This window comes from Amphritea japonica ATCC BAA-1530 (genome assembly GCF_016592435.1).
Classification (GTDB): domain Bacteria; phylum Pseudomonadota; class Gammaproteobacteria; order Pseudomonadales; family Balneatricaceae; genus Amphritea; species Amphritea japonica.
This window is the reverse complement of record NZ_AP014545.1, coordinates 2566885-2582123: the sequence shown is the minus strand read 5'-3', so window position 1 is coordinate 2582123 and position 15239 is coordinate 2566885. Positions and strand designations below refer to the sequence as shown.

The 15239-nt window shown below is 47.5% G+C and carries 15 protein-coding genes; 9 read left to right on the top strand and 6 right to left on the bottom strand.

Going from position 1 to position 15239, the window contains the following annotated elements; all coding sequences use genetic code 11:
• Positions 1-88: 88 nt before the first annotated feature.
• The gene (locus tag AMJAP_RS11990) at positions 89-583 is read right to left on the bottom strand and encodes a MarR family winged helix-turn-helix transcriptional regulator (protein ID WP_019620316.1); all 495 of its coding nucleotides are present in this window, start codon (positions 581-583) and stop codon (positions 89-91) included.
• Positions 584-828: 245 nt separating this feature from the next.
• Between AMJAP_RS11990 and ectA the strand changes: the two genes are divergently transcribed.
• The 6 genes from ectA (at position 829) to AMJAP_RS11965 (ending at position 5254) form a co-directional block, all read left to right on the top strand.
• On the top strand, positions 829-1323 hold the full coding sequence (gene ectA / locus AMJAP_RS11985) for a diaminobutyrate acetyltransferase (RefSeq protein WP_019620317.1): 495 nt from the start codon (positions 829-831) through the stop codon (positions 1321-1323).
• 50 nt (positions 1324-1373) lie between these two features.
• Positions 1374-2681, top strand: coding sequence for a diaminobutyrate--2-oxoglutarate transaminase (gene ectB, locus AMJAP_RS11980; RefSeq protein WP_019620318.1), 1308 nt, complete (start codon positions 1374-1376; stop codon positions 2679-2681).
• Between the two features lie 110 nt (positions 2682-2791).
• On the top strand, positions 2792-2914 hold the full coding sequence (locus AMJAP_RS17790; RefSeq protein WP_261872435.1) for a hypothetical protein: 123 nt from the start codon (positions 2792-2794) through the stop codon (positions 2912-2914).
• A gap of 18 nt (positions 2915-2932) precedes the next feature.
• Positions 2933-3331 carry an ectoine synthase gene (locus tag AMJAP_RS11975; protein WP_019620320.1) on the top strand — a complete coding sequence of 133 codons (399 nt, stop codon included), beginning with the start codon at positions 2933-2935 and terminating at the stop codon, positions 3329-3331.
• Positions 3332-4050: 719 nt separating this feature from the next.
• Positions 4051-4338 (top strand): antibiotic biosynthesis monooxygenase family protein, encoded by a 288-nt coding sequence (locus AMJAP_RS11970; RefSeq protein WP_019620321.1) that lies wholly within the window; start codon positions 4051-4053, stop codon positions 4336-4338.
• A gap of 37 nt (positions 4339-4375) precedes the next feature.
• The gene (locus AMJAP_RS11965) at positions 4376-5254 is read left to right on the top strand and encodes a TraB/GumN family protein (RefSeq protein WP_019620322.1); all 879 of its coding nucleotides are present in this window, start codon (positions 4376-4378) and stop codon (positions 5252-5254) included.
• Positions 5255-5265: 11 nt separating this feature from the next.
• Here AMJAP_RS11965 and AMJAP_RS11960 read toward each other — a convergent pair whose 3' ends face one another.
• The 5 genes from AMJAP_RS11960 to AMJAP_RS11940 all read right to left on the bottom strand — a co-directional run bounded on the left by AMJAP_RS11960 (position 5266) and on the right by AMJAP_RS11940 (position 11373).
• The gene (locus AMJAP_RS11960) at positions 5266-6210 is read right to left on the bottom strand and encodes a homoserine kinase (protein WP_019620323.1); all 945 of its coding nucleotides are present in this window, start codon (positions 6208-6210) and stop codon (positions 5266-5268) included.
• A 59-nt stretch (positions 6211-6269) separates the two neighbouring features.
• Entirely contained in the window at positions 6270-7232 is a 963-nt protein-coding gene (gene lipA, locus AMJAP_RS11955) for a lipoyl synthase (protein WP_019620324.1), read from the bottom strand.
• Positions 7233-7368: 136 nt separating this feature from the next.
• Complete coding sequence (gcvT, locus tag AMJAP_RS11950) at positions 7369-8484, bottom strand: glycine cleavage system aminomethyltransferase GcvT (protein ID WP_019620325.1); 1116 nt, start codon at positions 8482-8484, stop codon at positions 7369-7371.
• 261 nt (positions 8485-8745) lie between these two features.
• Positions 8746-10134, bottom strand: coding sequence for an alanine/glycine:cation symporter family protein (locus AMJAP_RS11945; protein WP_019620326.1), 1389 nt, complete (start codon positions 10132-10134; stop codon positions 8746-8748).
• A 603-nt stretch (positions 10135-10737) separates the two neighbouring features.
• Entirely contained in the window at positions 10738-11373 is a 636-nt protein-coding gene (locus tag AMJAP_RS11940; RefSeq protein ID WP_019620327.1) for a helix-turn-helix domain-containing protein, read from the bottom strand.
• 521 nt (positions 11374-11894) lie between these two features.
• Here AMJAP_RS11940 and AMJAP_RS11935 point away from each other — a divergent pair.
• From AMJAP_RS11935 to gcvH, 3 genes are all read left to right on the top strand, one after another.
• Complete coding sequence (locus tag AMJAP_RS11935) at positions 11895-13274, top strand: L-serine ammonia-lyase (protein ID WP_026339961.1); 1380 nt, start codon at positions 11895-11897, stop codon at positions 13272-13274.
• A gap of 61 nt (positions 13275-13335) precedes the next feature.
• Entirely contained in the window at positions 13336-14640 is a 1305-nt protein-coding gene (gene glyA, locus AMJAP_RS11930; protein WP_019620329.1) for a serine hydroxymethyltransferase, read from the top strand.
• A gap of 84 nt (positions 14641-14724) precedes the next feature.
• Positions 14725-15114, top strand: coding sequence for a glycine cleavage system protein GcvH (gene gcvH, locus AMJAP_RS11925; RefSeq protein WP_019620330.1), 390 nt, complete (start codon positions 14725-14727; stop codon positions 15112-15114).
• Positions 15115-15239 lie beyond the last annotated feature (125 nt).

Below are 15239 nucleotides of genomic sequence, written 5' to 3'. Positions count from 1 at the left end.
GGTTGAATACCTATAACGCTTTTTTTATGCAGTGATACAACGTTTTTTAATCTTGGGGCTATGAAATGACAGGTCCGTTAGAAAACGTTTAGTTCTTCGAATGCTCATTTTGCGCGCGGTCCAGCTGGCCTATATCCAAAACAGGGGCAGCATCCAGATGTTGTGCGTTGAGCATAAAAGCGACCCGCTCCAGGCTTGCTACAACCATTGACTGTTCCCAGTTCTGTATATCTTCAAAGTGACGTACAAATAGATCCTGTTGAGTTGTGGGTGCGCCTTTCATCAACTCAACCCCGTCGTCAGTGAGACTTAGCCACACCTTCCGTTTATCTTCTGTGCCCCGTTGTCTGGCAATAAGGTCTTTCTTCTCAAGCCGATCCAGAATGCTGGTAACGGTGGCCTGCGTTAATGCCATCTCTTTAGCCAGTTCCCCCGTCGTCAGTTGTAAGCTCTCCCGCAGTGTTTGCATAACCATTAGTTGTGCTGGTGTGAGCCCTGTTCTGCGACTGATTTCTTTGTCCTGCATGTCGGTGGATCGAATGATCTGTCGCAGTAGTACGAGTGCTTTCTGGCTATTTTCCATCGATTTTCCTGCGCTGAATTTTATGAGGTCATTCTACGTATTTTTGCTTTTTTAATCTATTGAGCAATTCAGCAGAGATGTATTTTGATTAGTATTACAAACTAATTTTTGATGCCTTCTGTTTAAAAGTTAAGCGTTTCTAGGTTGTTAAGCGGTCTTTAGTGTGTTTTCATAGCGGCGAAAAGCTTAGTGTTACTAAATATTAGTACTACTAAATTTTAGTAATACAATTAATTAGGGATGCAATGAATACTTCAGGCGTAGTTTTACGCAAACCCATCGATGAAGATGGGCAGTCGGTACATCAGCTTATTACCCAAACGCCGGAATTAGATAGTAATTCCTGCTATTGCAACTTACTGCAATGCGGTCATTTTTCAGACACCTCTATTATCGCTGAGCAGCAAGGCGTTGTTTTAGGCTTTATCAGTGGATACCTAAAGCCGACTCAACCTCAAACATTATTTATATGGCAAGTTGCTGTTAGCTCAGCTGCCCGGGGGCAAGGGCTTGGTAGTCGTATGCTTCAGCAGCTACTGGATCGAAAAGAAAGCGCCTCAGTTACTCACCTTGAAACCACTATTACTGAAACTAACGATGCTTCATGGGCATTGTTTAAGCGTTTGGCAGAGAATTTTGATGCGCCTCTGGAGCGCTCTGTCATGTTCGATCGGGTAACTCATTTTAACGACGAGCATGATTCAGAACTGCTTGCCAGAATCGGCCCTTTAGCACGCTAATACTTAGCCTTTCTATATAAATAATATAATTTAATATTAAGAGTACTGTTATGAAAATCTTTGAAGAGATTGAATCGGAAGTTCAATCCTATGCTCGTTCGTTTCCTCGAATCTTTAACAAAGCCCAAGGGGAATTTCTGTATGACGAGGATGGTAATCAATACCTTGATTTTCTGGCAGGTGCCGGGACGCTGAATTACGGTCATAACAATCCAATTTTTAAGGAAACGCTACTGGATTACATCCATAGCGATGGCATCACTCATGGTCTTGATCTGCATACCAAGGCAAAAGGTGAGTTTATGGAGGCTTTTAATGAAAAAATCCTTAAGCCCCGGGATCTTAATTATGTGATGCAATTTACAGGGCCTACCGGTACCAATGCTGTAGAGGCTGCGTTGAAGCTGGCTCGAAATATTACCGGACGTGAAAATGTCATCAGTTTCACGAATGGATTTCATGGTGTGAGTATGGGTGCGCTTGCTGCTACCGGTAACTCTCATCACCGTGGTGCAGCAGGGGTCAGTCTTAGTGGTGTTAGTCGAATGCCTTATGACGGATACCTGGGCGATGATATTGATACAACGGTTTATCTGGATAAAGTTCTCAGTGATTCCAGTAGCGGTATCGACCTGCCAGCCGCTGTCATTGTGGAAACGGTTCAGGGTGAAGGGGGTATCAATGTTGCTGATATAGAGTGGCTGAAGAACCTGGATCTGGTCTGCAAAAAGCACAAAGTGTTACTGATAGTTGATGATATTCAGGCGGGTTGTGGTCGTACTGGTACTTATTTTAGTTTTGAAGAAGCTGGAATTAAGCCAGACATCGTCACGCTCTCAAAATCATTAGGCGGATACGGGCTGCCGTTCGCTGTTGTTCTATTCAAACCGGAGCTGGATCAGTGGAAGCCGGGAGAACACAACGGTACTTTCCGGGGTAATAATTTTGCTTTTGTGACTGCCAAGGCAGCGATTGATCATTATTGGTCTGATGATGCATTCAGCAAAGAGATTCTGGCTAAAGGTCGTTATGTGTCAGATAGGCTTACAGAGATCGTGGAACAATACGGTGACGGTAACTTCACCACCCGTGGTCGCGGTATGTTTCAGGGCATCAATTGTGTCAACGGAGAGCTGGCTGGAAAAATCACTAAGAAAGCGTTCAAGAATGGTTTGATTATCGAAACAAGTGGTGCGGATGATCATGTTGTGAAGCTTTTTTGTCCTCTGGTAATCGATATGAAAAACCTGGCTAAAGGTATCGATATCATCGAGGAAGCGATCAAAGAAGTGTGCGCTAAAGAGGATTCAATTCCGGAGCAGAAGAAGTATTTTGATCCGATAGATCTTGCCAGCTGAGTTTGTCATAGCTGGAGGTGATTTATATCAGGAAGGGTGAATCTGTACTTTTTCTGATAGTAAGTTTTAGTGCAGATGCCTTCTGCGCTGTATCGGGGGTGATACGATTGATGTCTCGTATTCAGCCCTGTCATATTAAACCGCAACAGTTTTTATTTAGTCTGGTTGATGAAGCAGTCACTGTCGCTACTCGTGAGGGCGCGGTGATTATGCTACAGGCTGGCAGAGAATAATTGTAAGAAGGAATAGTGATGATCGTTCGTGATTTAAAATCGGCAGAGCAAAGTAATCGTCGAATTGTTTCCCCTGATGGAAATTGGGAGAGTACCCGGATGCTACTTAAAGATGACCAGATGGGTTTCTCCTTTCATATTACTACTATTTATAAAGATGCTGATTTTCAGATGCATTACCAGAATCATCTTGAGTCTGTTTACTGTATATCAGGTGAAGGTGAGGTAGAAACTTTAGCTGACGGCAAGAAATATCCGATTAAGCCGGGTACGCTCTATATTCTCGATAAACATGATAAGCACATTCTGCGTGCCGTTGAAGAGATGCAGATGGCCTGTGTGTTCAATCCTCCACTGAACGGGAAAGAGGTTCATAATACCGAGGGTGCATATGAACTGGACGCTGAGGCAGTCTGAAATTGTTCATAAGCTTTAGACTTTTTTATGCTAAATCAGAAACAGTCGACAGACCTGTATCCATCGCGTCAGAGGCAGGAGCGATGTATGGAGTGCCATGTTCCTTCTGTTTATGCGCCCAGAGATAAGATGGTGCCTGTTTCTGAGAAGCTGCTGTAACAAGAGCAAGGAAGTTGTCGTATTCAGCAGGCCTCTAATGGCAATATTACCCCCGAATCTTGCTCAAATGTGTTCTTGATCTATAACGCTATCAGTAACCAGGTGGTTTCCCTTTCTGTCATCAACTGCTGTGACAGAATATCTGTAGTCGTGGCAGGTAACATCTCTGCACCGTCAATCGGGTCGCTCCAGAACCGTATCGGTGTTTCCTGATCGCTCTTTGCTTAGGGTGGATTACGGCTTGGTTTGTCCTTCGAATGATGCTTATTAAGGGGTATGACGCGAGTGTTCATTCACCAGTGCTATAGTGAGAAAGCCGGTCCTGACTGCTTCGCTATAAACCCTCATCACTTGACCGTCACATCTGCATGTTATCTCTTTGACAGTGCCCTATAATCGCCCCTGAGGCAGGGTTGTGCGAGATTCTGTTAGCATACGACTGTCACTCCAAAGGTATAAATATGTATATTGTGATATCACTGCCGGTGTTTAATCAGTGTTAAGGCGGGGCTAATCTTCATTGAGAGATGATATACAAAGATCAGAGCAGGGGGTGAGTGATGTATGCGGTAATTTTCCGGGCCAGAATTGCACAGTTGGATGATGAGTACAGCATGATGGCAGCCAGGATGCGGGATCTGGCAATACAGGAGTACGGGTGCCGGGAATTTACAGCGGTAACTGAAGGGCGTAATGAGATTGCGATCTCGTACTGGGATAGTAAAGAGCAGATTCGAAAATGGAAAGAAAACGTTGAGCATTGCGAGGCCCAGGATAAGGGGCGAAAGCGATGGTATGCCTCTTATACCGTTCAGGTTGTTGAAGTTCTGCGAGAGTACAGCGCGTGATCATAAGTGGATTTTTTACAAGCTATGGAGAGGTCAGATGAGTTTGTTACCTTGGATGTTAAGAGTCTTTACGCTGGTTATTGTTTCATTTATCACTACGACAGCCAATGCAGGCAGTAGTGTTTGGAAGATCACCTCCGCAGATAAAACGCTTTATCTTGGCGGTACGGTGCATATGTTACGCCAGAGTGATTACCCATTGCCTTCTCAGTTTAATCAGGCTTATGCAGAGGCAGATAAACTTGTTTTTGAAACTGATCTGGCGCAGCTTCAAAATCCGGGTGTACAACAACGGATGCAGCAAGCGGTCAGGTATGCTGATAAAGGGGGGTTGCGGCAACGGGTGTCCCCTGTGCTTTATCAACGAATTGATAAGGTCTGGCAACAGTATGGCCTTCCCGGTGACTTATTGAACGGTCTGCGCCCGTCCGGCGTTATTATTACTCTGACGATGCTTAACCTAAAACAGATCGGGGTTGATGCTCAGGGGATCGACGACTTTTTTCACTCGCGGGCAATTCGGGACGGGAAGCCAGTCGGGGGAATGGAAACTGCCGATCAGCAAATCAGCTTTCTCGGGGCGATGGGCGAGGGAGATGAAGAGCGCTTTATGGCGATGTCGCTGGATGAATTAGAGCAGTCTGGAGATTTCATTGATGAGCTGATTGGCGCCTGGCGACGAGGAAGCCTGGTGGATCTGGATCGCTTGATGGTGGCGGATATGCGTCGGGATTTTCCTGAGCAATATCGTACCTTATTGGCTGATAGGAATGAGGCCTGGATACCCCAGATAGAAACGATGTTAAAAGACCAGCCGGTTGAGTTTGTGTTGGTAGGAAGTGGCCATCTGGCTGGAGAAGATGGCCTGTTGAGACAATTGAAGCAGCGTGGTTATCGGATTGAATTGCTGCATTGATGTAGCGCAGATCAGCCTGCCAGTTGAAGAGTCTGGCTTTCTCCTAATAATTCCAGTAATTGTTGTTTTCCGGCCGGGTCTTTTCGGGTAACCACCTGGCCCTCTTTGGGAAAATGGGTATCTCTAAGTCGGGACAACCAGAAGCGTAATGCTGCTACCTGCAGCATCGCGCTGAAGCTTTTTTGCTCATCGTTGTTCAGAGGTCGAACACTTTGATAGCTGTCCAGTATCAGCAGCGCTTTATTGAAATCATACTGTGCAGCTGATTCGTCATAACACCAGGCGTTCAGGGTGACGCAAAGGTCATATAGATAGGGGGCTGAGCAGGCGTGATAGAAATCGATCAGACCACAGAGTCGATCGCCATCAAATAAGGCGTTATCAGGAAACAGATCGGCATGGACCGGCCCACTGGGGAGTGTTTCCCAGGCAATGTTTCCGGCATCCTGAAGATTGTGCTGCAGGGTTTGTTTTTCAGTTTCAGCTAATCGAGGCATAAGCTGCGAACTCAGCTCAGTACACCATTGATGGATATGAACCTGTTTTTCGTTGCTCAGCTTCTCTGATACCTGGTGCATCCGTGCCAATGTTAAACCGATGACACTGGACTGCTGGTCTGTGGGCGACTCCAGGGGGCTGCCTGAGAGGCGTGACATCAGAACGGCAGGGCGATCATTAAGTTGCCCGTATAGTTTGCTATCTTGCATGTGTATCGGCTTGGCGCAGGCGATACCTTGTCCAGATAATTGTTCAATATAATCAAGAATAAACGGCAGCTGGCTGATATCTACCGACTCTACCAGCGTTAAAACGTATTCACCTTCGCTGGTAGTGACAAAATAATTAGTGTTTTCCACCCCGGCTTCTATGCCCTTAAAACTAATCAGCTTACCTACGGCATAGTGCTGCAGATATTTTTCTAATTGTGCCTGGGTAACCGGGGTGTAAACAGACATTGTCCGCTCCTTTACTCAGCAGGCGATCAGTGGTCCGCCTGTTAGTCAGTGTTTAGTATTTAAGCCAGTGTTTCACTTACTGCTGTTTCCAGTCCTTTGGCCTGGAGATCAGCGTGGTAAGAGGAGCGAACCATTGGACCACTGGCGACATTTTTGAAGCCAAGTTGATAGCCTAATTGTTCATACTCTTTGAACTCTTCGGGAGTGATATAGCGTTCTACCGCCAGGTGGTGTTTTGATGGCTGAAGATACTGCCCGATTGTGATCATATCCACGTCATTAGCGCGCAGATCCTTCATCACTTTGATTACTTCTTCCTGGGTTTCTCCCAGTCCCACCATAATGCCGGACTTAGTATCTACCTGAGGGTGTAGCTGTTTGAATCGGTAGAGCAGGTTAAGTGACCAGTGGTAATCAGCGCCGGGACGGACTTTGCTGTAAAGCGCTGGCACTGTTTCCAGGTTGTGATTCAGAACATCGGGTAGCTGCAGTGATAGCTTCTCCAGGGCGATATCCATTCGGCCACGAAAATCGGGTACCAGAATTTCCACCTTAAGATCATCATTTAATGCCCGGGCTTCTTTAACGCATTCGGCAAAATGAGCGGCACCGCCATCTTTAAGATCGTCACGGTCGACTGAGGTGATGACAACATAGCGTAAGCCTAATTGGGCGATATTACGTGCTACATTTTTGGGTTCATCAGGATCCAGCGTCATAGGGCGACCATGGGCCACGTCACAGAAAGGGCATCGACGCGTGCAGATGGCACCCATAATCATCAGGGTCGCGGTTTTGTGGCTAAAGCATTCAGCCAGATTCGGGCAAGAAGCCTCTTCGCATACGGTATGAAGTTTCAGTTCGCGCAGTTGTTGCTTAACTTTTTTAACATTGGCGTTGGAGCGTGAGTCGATACGGATCCATTCTGGTTTACGCAGCCGCGCCCGCTCAGGGTCCGGCTTTTCCCGCAACCGGGACATCTTTGACTCACCTTTGAGTTCTTTTAAAGGGATCATCTCCATCAGGGGCGCCTCCAGAGTAGCTTTAGCCAGTAAAAAAGTGATAACCGGTAGGTCCCTGTGAAAGGGGTAACCGGGTTCTTAGCATTTCAGTTTCAGGAGCTGGCCAGCCAGCTCCTGAGGGTTACGCAGAGGGAAATTAACCCCGGTAGTAGCGTTGCTCGATAAAGGGTGCTTTGGATACAACCATCGGCATCTGCTTACCACGAACCAGAGCATATACTTCGGTCTCGAGTACGGCATACTCAGTTGCGACATATCCCATCGCAACAGGGACACCCAGTGTTGGACCAAAGCTGCCGCTGGTCACTTCACCAATCTTTACACCATCGGCATTAACCAGCTCTGCACCCTCCCGAATAGGGGCTTTGCCCTGAGCGATAAGACCGACTCGCTTACGGGTATAGTTTTTATTGGCTATCTGATCAAAGATTTTGTCAGCACCAGGGAAGCCGCCGGCACGCTCACCGTCTGCCCGGCGATTTTTGCTGATGGCCCAGATCAGGCTGCCTTCAATCGGTGTTGTGGAAGGGTTCAGGTCGTGCCCGTATAGGCACAGGCCAGATTCCAGACGCAGGGAGTCACGCGCCCCCAGTCCGATGAACTCAATCTCAGGCTGTTCCAGGAACAGGCGACAGAGTCGGTCAGTATCTGCGGCCGGGATAGAAATTTCATAGCCATCTTCTCCGGTGTAACCCGAGCGGCTAACAAAACAGTCAACGCCGTCAATGCTAATGTGACGGGAGTCCATAAAGACCAGGTCATTAACTTCAGGGCAGATACGAGACAGAGCTTGTGCAGCTTCTGGCCCCTGTAAAGCAACCAGTGCACGATCATCCAGCACTTCCAGCTCTACACCTTCACCAAGGTTGGCACGCATATGCGCAATGTCCTGCTCTTTACAGGCCGCGTTTACGACTACATACAGATGATCGCCGTAATTTGTGATCATAAGATCATCCATGATGCCGCCGTTTTCGTTAGTGAATAACGCATAACGTTGCTTACCCGCAGGCAGATCAATAATGTCGACAGGCACAAGTTTTTCAAGCTCAGCCGCTGCATTAGCGCCAGTCAGTTTTACTTGCCCCATATGAGAAACATCAAACAGGCCGGCATGGTCGCGGGTATGCAGGTGTTCTTTTTTTACGCCCAGAGGGTACTGAACAGGCATTTCGAAGCCTGCAAAAGGCACCATCTTGCCACCAAGTTCAACATGCAGGTCGTAGAGGGGGGTTTTGTTCAGTTCAGACATGGGTTTCTCCATCGTTTCTGGCGGTAGTATTCACCGCAGTATTTGTTGCTAGAGGTGCTTTTTATATACCCGGTTAAGTCAGCGGTAATATAAAAAAACATTAGCCTCGGCTCGATTGTGGAAAAAGCTCTGTATGCAGCAGCAACCTTTTCGACAAGCAAACATTGAAATTGAAATAAGGTTAAGGAAAGGCACCCGAACAAAACCGCGAAGCGTCCGGATACCTTTAACTTAGATTAAGCCTGTATCAACCGACTAAGGTTACTTTGACTGCGCGTTGCCTTCTGCATCAACAGGGGCACCGTTACGGGCAAAGAATTCTTTAGTTAGTTTGAATACCACAGGGCTTAGCAGCGCCAGTGCAATCAGGTTAGGAATCGCCATCATTGCATTCAGGGTATCAGCTACCAGCCAGATGAAATCCAGGCTGACACCGGCACCAACAGGAACCGCAATGATCCAAAGTACGCGATATGGCGCAATTGATTTAACACCGAACAGGAATTCAACACAGCGCTCGCCGTAGAAGGACCAGCCAATAATGGTAGTGAAAGCGAAGATCGCCAGAGAGATCGCTACCAGGTAGTTGCCCAAGCCAGGAAGAGCTTGTGCAAAGGCTGCCGACGTAAGTGCAGCACCGGATACACCAGAGGTCCACTCACCGGAGGTAATGATTACCAAACCAGTAATTGAACAGATGATCAGAGTGTCGATGAAAGTACCTAGCATAGCTACCAGACCCTGACGAACAGGATCTTTAGTCTGTGCTGCCGCGTGAGCGATAGGTGCAGAACCCAGACCAGCTTCGTTTGAGAAGACGCCACGTGCTACGCCGAAACGGATAGCCATCCATACAGCGGCACCTGCAAAACCACCTTCAGCAGCTGTACTAGTGAAAGCGTGAGTAAATACCAGATCAAGTGCAGCAGGAATTGCTTCAGCATTAATAGCCAGAACAACAAGGCCAGCGGTCAGGTATGCGATCGCCATCAGAGGTACCAGGGCACCAGCAACACTACCGATACGTTTGATGCCACCGATCAGAACAGCACCAACCAGAACCATCAGAGTAACGCCTGTTACCCAAACGTTTACACCGAAGTTGGCGTGAAGTACATCTGCAACAGAGTTAGACTGAACCGTGTTGCCGATACCGAATGCTGCAACAGCACCGAAAATCGCAAACATTGTTCCCAGCCATGCCCACTTAGAGCCAAGACCGTTTTTGATGTAGTACATCGGGCCACCAACATGGCGACCTTCTTCATCTACTTCACGGTATTTAACAGCCAGAACGGCTTCAGAGTATTTGGTTGCCATGCCCACCAGAGCAGTACACCACATCCAGAAAAGCGCACCAGGACCACCCAGGAATACGGCCGTAGCCACACCTGCAATGTTACCAGTACCTACGGTTGCAGACAGTGCTGTCATCAGAGCATTGAAAGGTGAGATTTCGCCTTCCTTCTCATCGCCCTTCTTAGTGTTACGACCTTCAAACAGTAGCTTGAAGCCTGTTCCCAGTTTCAGGATAGGCATCAGGCGCAGACCAAGCATGAGGAACAGACCAACACCAAGGATGAGGACGAGCATTAACGGACCCCAGACGATGCCGTTAATTTCGCCGATAATAGCGGTTAATGATTCCATAAATGTAGACTCCCAGAGGATTTTTTATTGTTATTGCCGATCAATTCATAGGGTTGATAGATCGACTTATAGTTTGAAAATTCCGGTGGATAGATGGGCCACCCTGAGAAACTATTTCTTAGAAGCCCAAATATCAGGCTAAGAAGAAACAGAAGATCAGCAAAGGGAATATATTTCCAATAGGAAACAAAACTAGTCGATAAGGAAACTCAATGCAATAAAAAAATGCGTTTATTGGCAATAAAATGTCGCATTGAAATAGACGCAGGTAAGTAAAGTGATTGTTAGATAAGGGTTTTATTAAGAATTAGGTTTTTATATTAAATTCGTATTGGAAACTCGTCCCCCTCGATGGGCTCAAGAGTGTCTCTCTCTAGAAGGGAAGTAAGCTTCCCTTCTAGAGTATTGAACCCGTTCGACCGTGGGTATCCAGAAAAAGTAAGGGGAGAGTGCAGGGAGTTAGAGTCTGTAAGCCGGGTACGCTTTTCTTGTGCCACGCATAAAAAAACCGCCTAGAAGCGGTTTAGTGTTTTTGATTTTTCTAGCTACTAGCAAGCGACGAAGTCGCGTTCTAGTGAGCTGAACTTGTTCAGCGGTCGGCTCTTAAGCTGTTACCCAAAGAACTTCAGCATCCTGTTCGCTGATGGAGACCAGAGCATGCCCCATTTCGCAATCGTAGTAGGCGCTGTCTCCGGCGTTGAGCTCGATCGGTTCGTAGAACTCTGTATAGAACATAATGCTCCCGCTCAGGACAAAGAGAAACTCTTCGCCATCATGTCGAACCCAGTCTTCATACTCGTCCCAGGAATGCGTACGGACAGTGGTTTTGAACGGAATCATCTTCTTACTGGTTAGCTGTGTAGCCAGTAATTCATGTTCGTAGGTCGGTGTTGGATGGGGTTTGCCTTCACCGCTTCGGGTAATATCGCGACGTCCGCCGCTGCCCGGAGCTTTCTTAGTGGGTTGGGTAAATAACTGAGGGATATCGATACCCAGACCTTTCACCAGTTTGTTGACGGCTGTGAAGGTGGGGGAAATTTGCTCGTTTTCGATCTTGGACAGTGTTGAGCGAGCCAACCCTGTTCGCTTACTGGCTTCTTCCAATGTCAAATTTTGGCTGAGGCGTATTTCACGCACTCGTTTGCCCAGCTCAAGCGGCTCTACTGTCGCTTCAGCATTGTCCTGAGACACTTTGAAGAACTGTTGTTCAGCTTGTAGGAATGAAGGTTTATCTGACATTGGGATGCTCCGTGGAATCTTAACTCTGCTCAGGTTCTGGCAGTCGTTCTCTTGCGGGTCATGCTTACCCGCTACAGGCTCACTGTGATTATACCGCTATGTTATACAACAAGTTGCACGATCTGAGTTGTTTAGGAGCGACTCTTTAATTCCCAAAACAGGTCGTTGTGCCGACTTTAAGCCTTTATACGTTGAATTGTTGATGACTTAGAAGGTTTGCAAAAGCCTTTTGTATCAACTGATTACCGGTTCTTTGTTTCCAATAATAGTACACAACCCCCGGGCTCTTTGAAAGAATCCTTCGTATATAGACCAAGGGCACATAAAGAAAATATGTTTCCAATAAGAAACTTTTTGTTGATTTTGGAAAACGGCGCTGCTAATCTGAAATTCAGTTGCTGGTTAAATGATCAACTTTTAAGAGATAAAGGTGATCTGTATGACAGGCTTTAATGCTTACTGATACCCAACTGATAACACTGATAATAAGAAAAGCGGATAACCGCTGTGGAGATGCTGAAGTGCCACTAAGTATTTTTGATCTGTATAAGGTAGGAATTGGTCCTTCCAGCTCTCATACGGTTGGGCCGGTTGTTGCGGCAAATCGATTTCTGGATGAACTGCAGGCACGCGGTGACCTGATGAAAGTGGTCAGCGTTAAAGTTGGTCTGTATGGTTCTCTAGCGATGACTGGTAAAGGTCACGCTACTGATGTTGCGGTGATGATAGGTCTGATGGGTGAGAAACCTGATTTGGTGGACCCCGATAAAGTACCGCAGTATATCGAGCAGATTCAGCTCAGTGGTCAGCTAAATCTTGCGGGTGAAAAGCTAATAGACTTCTGTCCTGAAGAACACCTTCCTTTTCATTTTGGCGAGTCCCTGCCAAAACACCCTAATGGTATGCGCTTCCAAGCTTTTGATGCTGCAGGAATCATACTGCATGACAATATTTTCTATTCCGTTGGTGGTGGCTTTGTTCTGAGTGACGTTGAAGCGGATAAGAAATCTGGTTCTGCGCCTGCTTTTAAACTGCCATACCACTTCGACAACGGTGCTGAATTACTGGCGTTGTGTGAAAAGCACAACATGACTATTGCCGAGCTGGTGCATAAAAATGAACACACCTGGCATACCGAAGAAGAGCTGAACGATCGCTTACGTAGTATCTGGCAAGTGATGGATCGCTGCATTAAGCGCGGCTGCGGTGAGGAGGGCGAATTGCCCGGTGGACTTCAGATTAAGCGCCGTGCCCATGAACTGTACGAAGAATTAAAAGACAACCCTGAAGCCGCATTAAAAGACCAGCTAACGGTGATGGACTGGATCAATCTGTTTGCTATCGCGGTAAATGAAGAGAATGCGGCCGGTGGTCGTGTTGTCACTGCTCCCACAAATGGTGCGGCGGGCGTTATTCCTGCGGTGCTGGCTTACTATGATCGTTTTGTCCCTGGGTCGAATGAACAGGGCATCTTTGATTTTCTGGCAACCTCTGCTGCTATCGGCATGCTGTATAAAAAGAACGCGTCTATCTCTGCAGCTGAAGTTGGCTGTCAGGGTGAGATTGGTGTTGCCTGCTCAATGGCAGCCGGAGCATTGTGCGCTGTTATGGGTGGTACCACTCAACAGGTAGAAAATGCTGCTGAAATTGGTATGGAACATAATCTGGGACTGACCTGCGACCCTATTGGTGGCTTGGTTCAGGTTCCCTGTATTGAACGAAATACGATGGGTGCGGTAAAGGCGATTAACGCTGCCCGCCTGGCCCTGCGTGGCGATGGTCAGCATCACGTTTCACTGGATTCAGTGATCGAAACGATGCGTCAGACCGGTGTTGATATGCAAGACAAGTATAAAGAAACCTCTCAGGGCGGACTGGCGGTCAACGTCGTCGCTTGCTGATTATTCCTGAATGACTGCTTACGTGCAGTTGATTACGAACTTAACAAGAGAATAAAAAACCATGAGTCAATCTGATCTGTACCGCGGCGACGCGGCATGCGAAGCATTTTTTACCCAGGAACTGGCTGATCGTGATGCTGACCTTATGTCTGCTGTAAACGAAGAGTTTGAGCGTCAGGAAATGGGCATTGAGTTGATTGCGTCTGAGAACATCGTGTCTAAAGCGGTCATGCAGGCTCAGGGTACTGTGCTCACCAATAAGTATGCTGAAGGTTATCCTGGCCGTCGTTATTACGGTGGCTGTGAGTATGCCGATAAGGCTGAAGGTCTGGCAATTGAGCGTGCGAAGCAGTTGTTTGATTGTGAATTTGTTAACGTCCAGCCGCATTCAGGTGCACAGGCGAATGGCGCAGTTATGCTGGCCTTGCTTCAGCCAGGTGATACTGTGCTGGGTATGTCTCTTGATGCGGGCGGACACCTGACTCACGGTGCACGTCCTGCATTGTCGGGCAAGTGGTTCAACGCTGTACAGTACGGTGTGTCTAAAGAAGATAGCCGTATCGACTATGATGCGGTTGAAGCGCTGGCTGTTGAGTGCCAGCCTAAAATGATCATAGCGGGCGGTTCCGCTATCCCACGGGAAATCGATTTTGCGCGATTCCGTGAAATTGCCGATAAAGTTGGCGCTTACTTGTTTGTCGATATGGCGCACATTGCTGGCCTGGTTGCGACAGGTGTTCACCCAAGCCCACTGCCTTATGCCGATGTTGTGACCACGACAACACACAAAACTCTTCGTGGTCCACGTGGCGGTATGATCCTGTCCAATAACCTGGATATCGGTAAGAAGATTAACTCGGCTGTTTTCCCGGGATTGCAGGGTGGCCCACTGATGCACATTATCGCGGCGAAGGCGGTTGCATTTGGTGAGGCGCTGCGTCCTGAGTTCAAAACCTACATCGAGCAGGTTGTTGAAAACGCGAAAGTATTGGCCAGTGTTATGGTTGAGCGTGGTTGCGATATCGTGACCGGCGGTACAGATACACATCTGATGCTGGTTGACCTGCGTCCTAAGGGGCTTAAGGGTAACGTCGTTGATGAAGCACTGGAGCGTGCCGGCATCACCTGTAACAAGAACGGCATTCCGTTTGATCCTGAAAAACCGATGGTTACTTCTGGTATTCGTCTGGGTACTCCAGCGGGAACTAGCCGTGGCTTCGGTACTGAAGAGTTTCGTCTGATCGGTAACCTGATCAGTGATGTTCTGGATGGCCTGGCGGCTAACCCGGAAGACAACTCTGCTGTTGAAGCTGAAGTACGTACTCAGGTTGAAGGCCTGTGTAAGCGCTTCCCTCTGTACAAATAAGCTTTTTATAAGAACTAAACCTGTTGCGGCATTCAGTGTTAAGACCTGAGTCGCAACGATAACTTTTTTATAGGACACACAATTATGAGCATTCCATCTAACTACCGTTTTGCACCAAGCCACGAATGGATTCTGGATAATGGTGACGGCACTGTCACTATGGGTGTTTCTGATCACGCACAGGAGTTGCTGGGTGATGTGGTATTCGTTGAGCTGCCTGAAGTAGGGCGTGAAGTGGATGCAGGAGAAGAGTTCTCTCTGGTTGAATCTGTAAAAGCGGCTTCCGATATATATGCACCGGTTGGTGGCGAAATTATTGCGATCAATGAAGCACTGGAAGATGAGCCAGAAACAGTTAACAGCGAGCCTTTCGAAGGTGGCTGGATAGTTAAAATCAAGCTGGCAGATGCTGCTGAACTTGATAAGTTGCTGGACGCTGAAGCGTACGCAGCTACGATTGCAGAGGAGGGCTGACCTATGTTGACCCGGACCTGAATATTCAGGTTCGGGTCACTGTCCCCAGGTTAGGCTTTTTTAGCAAACGCGGGGTGGTTGTGCAGAACCGCCCCGCATCTTAGAAACAATGTTCAGTAGCGTTG